Origin of the sequence: Streptomyces sp. NPDC058685 (assembly GCF_042714725.1) — a bacterium.
Lineage (GTDB): Bacteria > Actinomycetota > Actinomycetes > Streptomycetales > Streptomycetaceae > Streptomyces.
Genome location: NZ_JBHXSL010000017.1, coordinates 12,775 through 24,769 on the forward strand (window position 1 = coordinate 12,775; position 11,995 = coordinate 24,769).

Consider the following 11,995-nt stretch of genomic DNA (forward strand, 5'->3'; position numbering starts at 1 on the left):
GGCAGAAAGTCTTACTAATGGGCTGTCTGAAAGCTCGTCAGTAGGCCATTCGCGATACAGGGCGCGAAATTCAGGACCATCCAGGTGAAAGTTGTGACGTTGATGCCACCGTTCGACGACGGAGTTCCCGCTCTGGTGCTGCGACTCGACCGAAATCCCTTTCACCACGGCACACTCGGGGCGGTCAGATCGCTGGGTCGCGCGGGCGTCGAAGTGCATGCCGTGGTGGAGGCGGCCCACAGTCCGGTCGCCCGCTCCCGTTTTCTGCACCGGGCCCATCCGGGGCTGAGGGGAGCCGTCACTCCCGAGGCCTTCGTGGAGATGCTGCTGCGCGTCTCGGACCGGATCGGTCGACGGGCCGTCCTGGTCGCCATGGACGACGTGAGCGCGATCCTCGCCGCCGCGCACGGTCCGCGGCTCGCCGAGCGCTACGTCTTTCCCGCGCAGCCCGCCGCACTGCCGGGGCGGCTCGCGGACAAGGCCGAGCTGGTGGGCCTGTGCGCCGCCGCGGGGATCGCCCATCCCGAGACCGTCGTCCCCGGCAGCCCCGCCGAAGCGGCCGGCGCCGCGGACCGGCTGGGGGTGCCGCTGGTCGCGAAGTGGAGCCGGCCCTGGCTGCTGTCCCCCGCCACCGGGCTGCGCAGCACGACACTCGTACGCTCCGCGGAGGAGGCGCGCGGCCTCTTCGCCCGCAGCCCCCTCGCCGGGAGCCGACTGCTCCTCCAGCGTTTCCTGCCCGACTCGCCGGCGTCCGACTGGTTCTTCCACGGCTACTTCGGCCGCGACTTCACCTGTCTGCACGGGGGCAGCGGACGCAAGCAGCTGTCCTGGCCGGTCGGTACCGGCCTCACCGCGATGGGCCGCTGGCAGCCCAACCCCGAGGTGGAGGCGGCCGCTCTGCGGCTGGTCTCCCATGTCGGCTACCACGGGATCCTCGACCTGGACTTCCGGCGGGAGGAGTCCACCGGCAGCTATCAGCTGCTCGACGTCAATCCGAGACCCGGCGCCCAGTTCCGGCTCTTCACGGACACGGGCGGACTGGACGTCGTGCGGGCGCTGTACCTCGACCTCACGGGCGAACTCGTGCCGGGCCCGTCCGCCCGCCCGGGACGGGTGTTCGTCGCGGAGAACTACGCGCTGCTCTCCGCCGCCGTGTCGGCGCGCCGGGGGAGGCCCGCCGCCGTGTCCGTACGCCGGGGGAGTCCCACCGGACCGCCGGCGGAAGGCCCGGCGCAAGGCGTGGAGACCGCCTGGTTCGCACGCGACGACCCGCGGCCCTTCTTCTCCATGACCCGGGCCTGGTTCGGCCGCGGGCTGGCCAAGGGCGCCGGCCGGCTGCGGGCCCTGCTGGGACCGCACCCCGCGGCCGCCTCCCACAGCCCGCCCCGGCCGCGCGAGTCGGCCACCGACGGCTCCGCCGGCCGGCCCGACGCCGCGTCCCTGTCCTGAGCCGACGCGCCCCCGCGCGCGGCCCCCCACGTCAGGGCCCCGAGGCCCTGACCGACCCGAGCCCCGATGGCAGAGAGCGAGAAGCGAACCATGTACGACGTGGCAGTGATCGGCGCGGGCCCGTACGGCCTGTCGGTGGCGGCCCATGCCGCAGCGGCCGGGATGAGTACGAAGGTCTTCGGCCGGACGATGGCCTCCTGGCGAGACCACATGCCGGAGGGCATGTTCCTGAAGTCGGAGCCGTGGTCGTCCAACCTCTCGGACCCGGTCGGTGACCGCACGCTCGAGCGCTTCGGTGCCGAACGGGGCTTCGCCACCCGGCACGGAGAGCCGCTCCCCATCGGGGCGTTCACCGACTACGGGCTCTGGTTCGCCGAGCACGCGGTCCCCGTTGTCGACGAGCGGACCGTCACGTCGGTCGCGCCGGCCGGGGACGGATTCCACCTCGCGACGGCAGACGGCGAGCGGGTGCACGCCCGTACCGTCGTCCTGGCCGTCGGGGTCATGCCGTTCGTCAACATCCCCGGTGCGCTGGCCGCTCTGCCGACGCAGTACGTCTCCCACAGCAGCGGTCATCGGGACCTGGACCGCTTCCACGGCCGGGACGTCGTGGTCGTCGGGGCGGGCCAGGCGGCGCTGGAGACGGCGACCCTGCTCGCCGAACGCGGCGCCCGGCCGCGGCTGGTGGCCCGCGCGGACCGGCTCAACTGGAACACCGTGCCCGAACCGCTGGAGCGCGGCCCGCTGCGGTCGCTGCGCAGTCCGCACAGCGGTCTCGGCACCGGCTGGACGAGCTGGATCTGGTCACAGACGCCGTGGGCCGTACGGAAGCTGCCCGCCTCCACGCGGGAGCGCATCGCGAACACGGCGCTCGGCCCGGCCGGCGCGTGGTGGCTGCGGGAGCGCTACGAACAGCAGGTGCCCGCGCTGCTCGGACACCATCTGCACGGCGCCGGGGTCCGGGGCGGCCGGGTACGGCTGGTCCTCGGCGGACCCGGAGGAGGCGCGAGCACCCTGGACGCCGACCATGTCGTCGCGGCGACCGGCTTCGTCCCGGACCTCGACCGGCTGGGACTGCTCGACGCCTCCCTGCGGCGGGCGGTCGCCACCGTCGGCAGCAGCCGGGCACCGGAGTTGAGCGCGGGGTTCGAGTCCTCGTGCCCGGGTCTGTTCTTCGCCGGGCTGCTGGCCGCGCCGACCTTCGGCCCCTCCATGCGCTTCGTCCACGGCGCGACCTTCACCGCACACCGGCTCGTCGCCGGGGTGCGCAGACGGCTGCGCGACAGGACTCCGGCCCGTGTGCCGCAGCCTGCCGCGCCGGTCGCCGCGGGGCCGGTGCCCGCGGTCAGGCCGGGTGGCGGTCGTCGTGGAGCCAGCCCCTGCGGGACGGCGGAGGACCGTTGAAGGGGTCGGGGGGATTGGCGGCTGGTGTCGGGAAGTGGGAGAGGTGATTCCACTCCAGGTCGGGCCTGCCGGGAAGGGTGCGGCCTGCGGCTGCCCACTCCTTCGACAGCTGGTCGTAGATGGGGTTGCCACCGGTGGGCGGGCCCGCCGGGCGCGGACCCGGATCCGGCGTGGAGAGCGTCTGGACGCGCTGCCATCGGGCAGGCGCTGTTGTCCTTGCCATAAGTCGGCAAACGCCTGCCCGCGGCCGAAGTCACTGCCGGGGGGTGGACACGGGGTACGGCAGGAACGGTTTTTCGAGACCGGGTGGTGCGCCGCGCCTGTGCGCCCCCCGCGCGCGCCCTCGAACCACCGTGGGAGACACGGGCGGCGACACGCCTCGGGATGGCGGCTTTCCGGTGGAAAGGCCGTGATGATGCGGAAAACGGCTCGCACCAAAAGGGGTCCGATGCGTCAGGTAGCTTCCGTGCTGCTCCTCTCGGCGCTCGCGATGGGCGCCACCGCCTGTCAGAGCGCCTCCGACGGCGACCGGACACCGCCGTCGCCCGCCGCCGTGGATGCGGCCGACGCCAAGGCGTCCGGGCCAGGAGGGACGGGCGCCCGCGCGCCGGCCTTCATCGGGGACACGGTCGACCTCGGCGGCCGGGCGTTCGGCGAGCATCTGCGGGTGTCGGCCCTCGGTTACGTCGACCCCGCCCGCGGTGTCCGCGCCACGCACCGGCCCGCGGCCGGCAAGCGGTGGATCGGTGTCGACCTCTCCGTGGTCAATGTCGGCGGGACGTCCTACGACGCGCGCGTCAGCAAGTCATGGGTCACCGACGAAAAGGGCCGCCGTCATCCGGCTGTCAAGACGGGCGAGATCACCACGGGTCTCCCGGCTGCATGGAACACCCTTGCGGCCGGTGAACATGCCGAGGGCTGGATGGTTTTCGAAGTCCCGGAAAACGCACGGATCATGCGGTTCCACAGCACCGTCGGAGATTCGCCTCTCGCCTGGCAGCTTCAGCTTCCCCCATCCAGGTGAATGCAGGGAGGGACGGGGTCGGTCAGGGCACTAGGGTGCCGAGCCATGACCACTGCGAACACCGCAAAAAACCCCGCTCAGCGCCGCGAGTTGGGAACTCTCTCCGTTCTCGCCTGGACCGGTGACCCCGAAGCCGGCCACGACATGCCCTATCTGCTGGCCTATTCGCTCGGCGACGGCGCGGAGGGCCCCGAGGCCGGAGAAAAGGCCGCTCTGCACATGATCGGTGAATTGGGGCTGAAGACCGGCGGTGGCATGACCGATGCCACTCAGGCATCCTTCAACACCCCGATCCGGCTGCTCGTCGAGGGCGGCCAGGCCGTCCTCACCCTGCCCGGTCTGAACGCCCAGTGCACCGTCCCGAAGGAGTGGCTCGCCGCTGCCGAGGGGCGGGGCCATGTGCACTTCATGATCGCGAGCCGGCCGTGGGTCGAGGCGGCCCCGGGCCGGCCCGTCACCGAGGAGATGATGCAGGCATTCCTCGGCGACGAGCAGACGCTGCTGACCGCGGCCCATGTCCTGCTGCCGGTGGGCCAGTTGCGGGCCTGAGCCGCTCAGCGCGGCTCGAAGGCGAACGGCAGGGCGCGGACGCGGTTGTCGAAGCTGGAATCGACCAGCTCGGCCGCGCCCACGGCCCGCAGATCGCGAGGCCGGGTGAACAGCTCGTGGAAGAGCGCCTTCATCTCCTGCCGCGCCAGATGGGCCCCCAGGCAGTAGTGCGGCCCGCCGCCTCCGTACCCCAGATGGGGATTGGGGTCGCGGGTGATGTCGAAGACGTCGGGATGCTCGAAAACCGCCTCGTCGCGGTTGGCCGACGCGTAGAAGAGCACCACTTTCTCGCCGGGGTGGAATGCGCGGCCACCGAGCTCGCACGGTGCGGCGACGGTACGGCGGAACTGGATGATCGGCGTCGAATGGCGCACGATCTCGTCCACGGCACCGTCGGCACGGCGGTCGAAGTCGGACATCAACAGGGCGCGCTGATCCGGATGCCCGGACAGCAGCGCCAGTCCGTGGGCGATCGCATTGCGCGTGGTCTCCACACCGGCGACGAGCAACAGGGAAAAGAAGGCGCCCAGTTGTCGTGAGGAAAGGGACTGGCCGTCGATGTCGGCGGTCACCAGTGCCGAAATGAGGTCACCCGTCGGGCGGCTGCGCCGTTCCCGGGCCAGTTTGGCCATCACCAGCTGCATATGGGCCAGGGCACGCAGTCCGCGCCCCGGCATCCGCAGCCCGCGCTTCACCCCGACGTTCTCCGACGCCTGGTCGATCCGTTCGGCGATCTCCCTGCGGCACCGCTCGGGAATGCCCATCAGATTGCAGATGATCTCGAACGGCATACGGGAGGCGACGGACGCCACGAAGTCGCGCGGGCGTTCGGCGATCATCTCGTCCACGATGCGCCGGGCGACCTCGCGGACATCGTCCTCCGCGTCGGCGAGCAGCTTCGGGGTGAAGGCCCGCGAGACGATCCTGCGCATCCGGGCGTGCTCGGGACCGTCCATGTTGACCATCGAGTTGCCGAAGACCGCCTTGGCCCAGGCGGCCGGCTCCGGTGTGGTGACCCCGGGCGCACTGGCGAACTCCTTCGGCCGGCGGCTCGCCTCCATGACGTCCGCGTGGCGGACCAGCGCGTGGAAGCCGGGCGCCGTGCCGAAGTGCGCGGGCGCCGGGAGGCCGCGCAGCAGGGCGAACGACTCCAGGCGGACGGAGCGCGGCAGTCGCCAGAACGACGGATCGGCGAGATCGACGTCCTCCACGCGCAGCGGGGGCGATGCGGACGACTGCTTTGGGACCTTCATGGCCACTACCTCCTGGGGCTCGGGCGGCCATGCTGGCCCACCCGCGAGGGCCGGACGACCGACAGCGACCCGACAGTGGACGAATTCCCACAAACGCGTGACGCCCCGCGTCAAGGGACGCGTTGCTGCGGACAGGGGAACTTTGCACTGGTTCAGCCATCCGGCTCGTTGGAGCAGGTCGACGGAAAGTCTGTTGAGCCAGAGGGGACGTACGTAGCAATGAAGTTGACCACCCGAGGGTCTCTTGCGGCAGTCATCGCGTGCATGGCGTCGGCGGTGGCGGCCGCGCCCGCCGTCGCCGGTACGTCGGTGCCGGTCACGCTGCCGCTGGAGAGCCTGGAGACGGTTGTCCCGCTGGAGGCCCCCGCGCTGAGCACCGGCATCCCGGTGCTGGTGCCCGGTGCGCCCGAGGCCCCGCGTCATGTCACGGGGCGGCTGCTGCCGGAAGGCACGGTGCCGCAGGTGCCGTTCACCGGTGAGGTGCCGAAGACCCTGCTCGAACTGCCGGTGGAGAACGTGCTGGGCGAGGGCAACCTCGGAGTCGCGACCGCCGAGTCGGATGCCTCCGACCTCGAGCTGAGCAGCCCGGGGGCGTCCGTCGGCGCACCACTGTCGGCGCCGCGCCCCGACCACTTCGGTCAGCCCGAGCCGGTGCTGCCCGAGCTCGCGGTGCTCGCGCCCTCGGTCGTGGGTGACCCCGTCGCCCGTCTGCTGCTGAGCTGACGCACCGTGCCCGGGTGGCCGGCGGCGCCCGTACGACGGTGAAAGTGACAGTCGTACATCCGGCCACCCGGACGAGGAACCCTTTGGCGGCCGCCTCGTTGACAACACCGAAGCACGGACACGTCGAAAGAGTGGACCCATGCGCATCCTCACCCGTCGCGCCGCACTGCGCGCGTTGTTCACGATCGGTGTGGTCGCGGGCACGGCCGGGGTGCTCGCGCCGGTCGTCTCCCGCAGGCCCGGCACCGGCGCACCGGCCACCGACGCCGCTTCGGGACCCGGGCTGGAGCGGTTCACGGAGATGTACCGGGGCCGCCGCATCGAGGGCACCGCGACCTATATGGTCCCCGCCGGTTCCGGCGGCGAGGTCGCCGCGGCGGCGAAGGGGCTGCCGAGTGTCGAAGTCCGCATCGACGGACGCCCGTTGCACGTCATGCGGCGCGCCGATGGCAGCTATCTGAGCCTCGTCAACCACTACGAGTCGTTCCCGACGCTGCGTGACGTGGCTCGCGCCGCGGTCGACGAACTGGGCGCCGAACAGCTGGCGCTGTCCCCGGCGCACTCCTCGTTTTCCTCGTCCAGTTCCTCGTCCAGCACCTGAACCGGGAGGGGCCCACCGGTGCACACCCGCAAGAACCAGCGGAACCTCAGCCGCAGCGAGAAGCGGCGGCTGGTCGACGCGCTGCTCGCGCTCAAGCGCTCGGGACGCTACGACGAGTTCGTCCGGATGCACGGCGAGTACTACGTCCCCGACGCCGAGAAGGGCCCGCGTGCGGCGCATATGACGCCGTCGTTCTTTCCCTGGCACCGCAGGTTCCTGCTGGAGTTCGAGCGTGCTCTCCAGAAGGTCGACCCGGGGGTGTCCGTTCCCTACTGGGACTGGACGACCGACAACACGCCCGCGGCCTCCCTGTGGGCCGAGGACTTCCTCGGAGGCAACGGCAGGACCGGTGACCGGCAGGTGATGACCGGCCCGTTCGCGTACTCGAACGGGAACTGGAGGATCAACGCCCGTGTCACCGAGGGGAAGTTCCTGACCCGGAACTTCGGCCGCCCCTCGGACCCCGTGTCGCTGCCCACCAAGAACGATGTCGCCAAGGCCCTCAGGGAACCCGCCTACGACGCGGCCCCCTGGGACTCCACCGCGAAGACCGGCTTCCGCAACGCCATCGAGGGCTGGAGCGCCGGCGGCCCCGCACGATGGCGCAACCACAACCGCGTGCACCGCTGGGTCGGCGGTCTGATGCTGGGCGCGACCTCGCCCAACGACCCGGTGTTCTGGCTCCATCACGCGTTCATGGATCTGCTCTGGATCCGCTGGCAGCAGGCGCACCCGCGCTCCGGCTATCTGCCGCGCACCCGGCTCGCCGCCTCGGATCCGCAAGCAGGACGGGTGTTCGCCCTCGACGAGCCGATGCCGCCGTGGAACGTACGGCCGTCGGCGCTGCTCGACCACAGCCGTCTCTACCGCTACGCATAGCGAACCGGCCGCCTCCTGCCGTGGCAGGAGGCGGCCGATTCGGTGCCCGGTGAACGACCGAGGCCTCTTCCTTCCGACCGGAAGGGAGAGGCCTCGGTGCTGTGGGGGGTGGGCTCAGCCGCCGTAGGCCTCGTCCTTGTCGTGCCCGCCGTTGTTCACGCACTGGTTGCCGAACGCCGGGTTCAGCAGCGCGATCACGTTGACGGTGTTGCCGCAGACGTTGACCGGGATGTTCACAGGCGCCTGGATGACGTTGCCCGAGGCGACACCGGGGGAGTGGGCGGCGGCGCCCTCCGCTCCGGCGTCGGCGGCGGCCAGACCGGCACCGCCGGCCAGGATGGCGCCCGATCCGGCGACGACGGCCACAGCCTTCGCGATACGCGACATCAGTTCTCCTTGCAGATGAGAGCCAGACCACATCGTGTGGCCTTCACGTTCCTTCAACGCGCCGACCCGGAGGGGGTAACGGTGGCAACCGAAGTTGTCGTGAGATGCGGCTGACCGGATTCCGTCCCTTGTCGGCTTGGAGCGGGACCCCAACAATGCGCATGACAAACCGAAGGAACTCCTTCGGTCACAGAAGTCGCAAGAGGGGACCCCCACATGAAGAAGCCTCTCGTCGGCGCTTTTCTCGCTCTGACACTCCTCGGGGCGGGCGCGGCACCCGCCGTCGCGGTCGCCGCACCGGACGCGGCGCCCGCCGCCACGAGCGCCGAACCCCGCGCCAAGGCCCCGGCCGACGTCAAAGCCGTCGATTTCGCCGGGACGGTGGCGCTCAGCAACTGCTCGGGATCGGTGGTGCGCATGCCGGCCTCCGAGCCCGACGACCCCGCCCTCGTACTCTCCAACGGACACTGCATCGAGAGCGGCTTCCCGGCCGCGGGCGAGGTCATCGTCGACCAGCCGTCCAGTCGCGGCTTCAGCCTGCTCAACTCGGCGGGCAGCAGAGTCGCGACGCTGCGCGCGAGCAAGATCGCGTACGCGACGATGACGGACACCGACGTCTCGCTCTACCAGCTCACCCGCACCTATGCGCAGATCGAGAGCAGCTACGGCATCAAAGCGCTGGAGGTGAACGCGGCCCACCCGGTCAAGGGCACGGCCATCAAGGTCGTCTCCGGGTACTGGAAGCGCATCTACAGCTGCTCGATCGACGGCTTCGCCTACCGGCTGAAGGAGGGCGAGTGGACCTGGAAGGACTCGGTCCGCTACACCTCCAGCTGCAACACCATCGGTGGCACCTCGGGCTCACCGGTCGTCGACAACGCCACCGGGAAGGTCGTCGCCGTCAACAACACCGGCAACGAGTCCGGTGGGCGGTGCACGGACAACAACCCCTGTGAGGTGGACGAGAGCGGCAACGTCACCGTGCGCCGGGGCATCAACTACGGCCAGCAGACGTACCAGATAGTCCCGTGCGTCGGCCTGGACAACAAGATCGATCTCGGCCGGCCGGGCTGCACGCTGCCCAAGCCGTAGGTCCTGGCCCGGGGCGCACGCTGCCCCGGTCGTAGGGGTGGACGGCGGCCGGACCCGTGACCCGTCGCGTGGTCCGGCCGTTGCACCGGGCGTGATCAGCCACAAGTACGCCGCCGCTGCCGCGGCCGCCGCATGCGCCCTCGCCGTCACGTCCTTCGGGACCGCCCACGCCGCCGCTCCGGACCCGGGCGGCAGGGCGGGTGCCTCGAACGAGATCGACCGCAACCTCATCAAGCCCCCGCCCGGCGGTGTCCTCGCGCCCGTCGCCGACGCCGCCGGCAAGATCCTTCCCCGCTGACCCAGCTATTCGATCGCTTGTTCGGTTTTATGGGTACCCTGGAAGCATGGCCGCACATCTCCAGGGCTCGCTCTTCGACCAGACCGACGAGATCCGACTCGGTCCGCTGGACGGCGTCCGGCGGACCGTGCTCGGCGACGGCGCCTGGATCGACGTCCTGCCCGGCTGGCTCCACGGGGCGGACGCCCTCTTCGAGGAGCTCCGCTCCGGTGTTCCCTGGCGCGCCGAACGGCGGCAGATGTACGAGCGCGAGGTGGCCGTGCCCCGGCTGCTGGCCCACTACCGGGAGAGCGACCCGCTGCCGCACCCCGTGCTGGACGAGGCCCGCGACGCCCTCGACGCGCACTACGCCGAGGAACTCGGTGAGCCCTTCACCACGGCGGGGCTGTGCTACTACCGCGACGGCCGGGACAGCGTGGCGTGGCACGGCGACACCGGAGGGCGGGCGTCCCGGCAGGACACCATGGTCGCCATCCTCTCGGTCGGCGCGCCCCGCGATCTGCTGCTGCGCCCCCGCCGGGGCGGGAGCCCGTCCGTGCGCCGGGCGCTCGGACACGGCGACCTCATCGTGATGGGCGGGTCCTGCCAGCGGACCTGGGAGCACGCCGTGCCGAAGACGACACGCGCCGCGGGGCCGCGCATCAGCATCCAGTTCCGGCCGCAGGGCGTGCACTGAACCGCCCGGCCGGGACGGCGGGACGCCTGTCCGCGGGCTGTCAGGCGCGCGGTGTCCTGCGTACCGAACGGCCCGCCAGTACATCCGTCCGTACGCCGTCCTCGATGACGAACCGGCCGTCGATCAGGACGTGCGGGATGCCGGTCGGCAGGGTGCGCGGCTCCTCGAAGGTGGAGCCCGCGGCGACCGTCTCCGGGTCGAACAGCACCAGATCGGCGCGGTAGCCCTCGCGCACCAGGCCCCGGTCCGGCAGCCGCAGCCGGGCCGCCGGGCGTGAGGTGAGGTGGGCGACCGTCTCCTCCAGGGAGAGGATGCCGAGCTCCCGGGCGTAGCGGCCGAGATAGTGCGGGAAGGTGCCATAGGCGCGCGGGTGGGGCTTGGCGCCCTGGAGGATGCCGTCGCTGCCGCCCGTGTGGACCCGGTGGCGCATGATCGCCCGGACGTTCTCCTCGTGTCCGACGTGCTGGAGGATCGTCGAGCCGAGCCCGTCCTCGATCAGCAGCCGGCGGGCGGTGGTCCAGGGGGCCTCGCCCCGCGCCCGCGCGGTCTGGTCGATGGTCCGGCCGACATGGGAGGCGAGCGCCGGGTCCGAGACGCCCGAGATCTCGATGGTGTCCCACTCGATCGGCACGCCGTGGCAGCCGTCCGAACCGATCTCCTCCAGATGGTGGCGGATTCTCTCGGCCGCTGCCTCGTCCCGGAGGCGGGCGAGCACCGCGTCCGGACCGCCCTCGCTCGCCCAACTGGGCAGCACGGCGACGAGCGTGGTGCAGCCGGGGGTGTAGGGGTAGGTGTCGAGGGAGATGTCCGCCCCCTCGTCGAGCGCCTTGTCGAGCAGGGCGAGGAGATCGGGGGCCCTGCCCTTGTTCACCCCGAAGTTCATGGTGGCGTGGGCGAGATGGAGTGCGCAGCCGGCGTCCCGGGTGACCTCGACCATCTCCTCGTACGCCTGGAGGGCGCCGGCGCCGTAGGAGCGGTGGTGCGGGCAGTAGTAGCCGTCGTAGCGGGCCACCACCCGGCACAGCTCGGTCAGTTCGGCGTCCTTCGCGTACATACCCGGCGTGTAGGTCAGACCGGAGGACATGCCCACCGCGCCCTGTTCCAGGCCCTCGGCCACCAGGCGCTTCATATGGTCCAGCTCGGCCCCGGTCGCCGGGCGGTCGTCCCAGCCCACCGCGTACATCCGCACGGTGCCCTGCGGGATCAGATACGCGGCGTTGACCGCGACGCCCCGGTCGAGGCGGTCCAGGTACTCGCCGACCGTGCGCCAGTCGAAGTCGACGGAGGTGTCGGAGCGGCCGCCGCCGTTCCAGCCGGTGATCGCCTGGCGGACCGCGTCGAGCGTGCGGTCGTCGACGGGGGCGTACGACAGGCCGTCCTGTCCGAGTACTTCGAGCGTCACGCCCTGCGCGGCCTTCGCCTCGTGCGCGGGGTCGCGCAGCAGGGCGAGGTCGCTGTGCGCGTGCATGTCGATGAAGCCGGGGGACAGGGCGAGTCCGGCCGCGTCCACGGTGCGTGCCGCGGTCGGGCGGGGGCCGTCGCCCTCGCGGTGGATCGCGGCGATGCGGCCGCCGTCGACGGTGACGTCCGCACGGTAGGAGGGGGCGCCGGAGCCGTCGATGACACGGGCGTCGCGGATGACGAGGTCCATGGGACGACC

At 71.4% G+C, this 11,995-nt stretch carries 13 protein-coding genes; 10 read left to right on the plus strand and 3 right to left on the minus strand.

All coding sequences use genetic code 11. From position 1 onward, the window contains the following. Positions 1-102: 102 nt before the first annotated feature. The 4 genes from ACFWU3_RS16580 (at position 103) to ACFWU3_RS16595 (ending at position 4,426) form a co-directional block, all read left to right on the plus strand. Positions 103-1,449, plus strand: coding sequence for an ATP-grasp domain-containing protein (locus ACFWU3_RS16580; protein WP_384437505.1), 1,347 nt, complete (start codon positions 103-105; stop codon positions 1,447-1,449). Between the two features lie 90 nt (positions 1,450-1,539). Then, complete coding sequence (locus ACFWU3_RS16585) at positions 1,540-2,853, plus strand: FAD-dependent oxidoreductase (RefSeq protein WP_384437247.1); 1,314 nt, start codon at positions 1,540-1,542, stop codon at positions 2,851-2,853. 448 nt (positions 2,854-3,301) lie between these two features. Further along, the gene (locus ACFWU3_RS16590) at positions 3,302-3,877 is read left to right on the plus strand and encodes a DUF4352 domain-containing protein (protein ID WP_384437250.1); all 576 of its coding nucleotides are present in this window, start codon (positions 3,302-3,304) and stop codon (positions 3,875-3,877) included. A gap of 45 nt (positions 3,878-3,922) precedes the next feature. Continuing rightward, on the plus strand, positions 3,923-4,426 hold the full coding sequence (locus tag ACFWU3_RS16595) for a DUF5949 family protein (protein ID WP_384437253.1): 504 nt from the start codon (positions 3,923-3,925) through the stop codon (positions 4,424-4,426). A gap of 5 nt (positions 4,427-4,431) precedes the next feature. On the opposite strand, the gene ACFWU3_RS16600 is transcribed toward ACFWU3_RS16595, so the two are convergent. Further along, positions 4,432-5,679, minus strand: a complete 1,248-nt coding sequence (locus ACFWU3_RS16600; protein WP_384437256.1) for a cytochrome P450 — start codon at positions 5,677-5,679, stop codon at positions 4,432-4,434. 219 nt (positions 5,680-5,898) lie between these two features. Here ACFWU3_RS16600 and ACFWU3_RS16605 point away from each other — a divergent pair, with 219 nt between their 5' ends. The 3 genes from ACFWU3_RS16605 to ACFWU3_RS16615 all read left to right on the plus strand — a co-directional run bounded on the left by ACFWU3_RS16605 (position 5,899) and on the right by ACFWU3_RS16615 (position 7,882). After that, positions 5,899-6,402: a hypothetical protein gene (locus ACFWU3_RS16605; RefSeq protein ID WP_384437259.1), complete on the plus strand. Its 504-nt coding sequence runs from the start codon at positions 5,899-5,901 to the stop codon at positions 6,400-6,402. Between the two features lie 139 nt (positions 6,403-6,541). After that, positions 6,542-7,003, plus strand: a complete 462-nt coding sequence (locus tag ACFWU3_RS16610; RefSeq protein WP_384437262.1) for a tyrosinase family oxidase copper chaperone — start codon at positions 6,542-6,544, stop codon at positions 7,001-7,003. 18 nt (positions 7,004-7,021) lie between these two features. After that, positions 7,022-7,882 (plus strand): tyrosinase family protein, encoded by an 861-nt coding sequence (locus ACFWU3_RS16615; RefSeq protein ID WP_313944404.1) that lies wholly within the window; start codon positions 7,022-7,024, stop codon positions 7,880-7,882. A gap of 114 nt (positions 7,883-7,996) precedes the next feature. Here ACFWU3_RS16615 and ACFWU3_RS16620 read toward each other — a convergent pair whose 3' ends face one another. Beyond that, positions 7,997-8,269 (minus strand): chaplin, encoded by a 273-nt coding sequence (locus ACFWU3_RS16620; protein WP_384437265.1) that lies wholly within the window; start codon positions 8,267-8,269, stop codon positions 7,997-7,999. Positions 8,270-8,485: 216 nt separating this feature from the next. On the opposite strand from ACFWU3_RS16620, the gene ACFWU3_RS16625 reads away from it, so the two are divergent. The 3 genes from ACFWU3_RS16625 to ACFWU3_RS16635 all read left to right on the plus strand — a co-directional run bounded on the left by ACFWU3_RS16625 (position 8,486) and on the right by ACFWU3_RS16635 (position 10,335). Further along, the gene (locus ACFWU3_RS16625) at positions 8,486-9,361 is read left to right on the plus strand and encodes a serine protease (protein WP_384437268.1); all 876 of its coding nucleotides are present in this window, start codon (positions 8,486-8,488) and stop codon (positions 9,359-9,361) included. Between the two features lie 91 nt (positions 9,362-9,452). Next, a complete protein-coding gene (locus tag ACFWU3_RS16630) occupies positions 9,453-9,659 on the plus strand; it encodes a hypothetical protein (protein ID WP_313944401.1) in 207 nt (68 codons plus the stop codon). A 46-nt stretch (positions 9,660-9,705) separates the two neighbouring features. Further along, positions 9,706-10,335, plus strand: a complete 630-nt coding sequence (locus ACFWU3_RS16635) for an alpha-ketoglutarate-dependent dioxygenase AlkB (protein WP_384437271.1) — start codon at positions 9,706-9,708, stop codon at positions 10,333-10,335. Between the two features lie 40 nt (positions 10,336-10,375). Here ACFWU3_RS16635 and ACFWU3_RS16640 read toward each other — a convergent pair whose 3' ends face one another. Continuing rightward, complete coding sequence (locus ACFWU3_RS16640) at positions 10,376-11,986, minus strand: amidohydrolase family protein (RefSeq protein ID WP_384437274.1); 1,611 nt, start codon at positions 11,984-11,986, stop codon at positions 10,376-10,378. Positions 11,987-11,995: the final 9 nt, after the last annotated feature.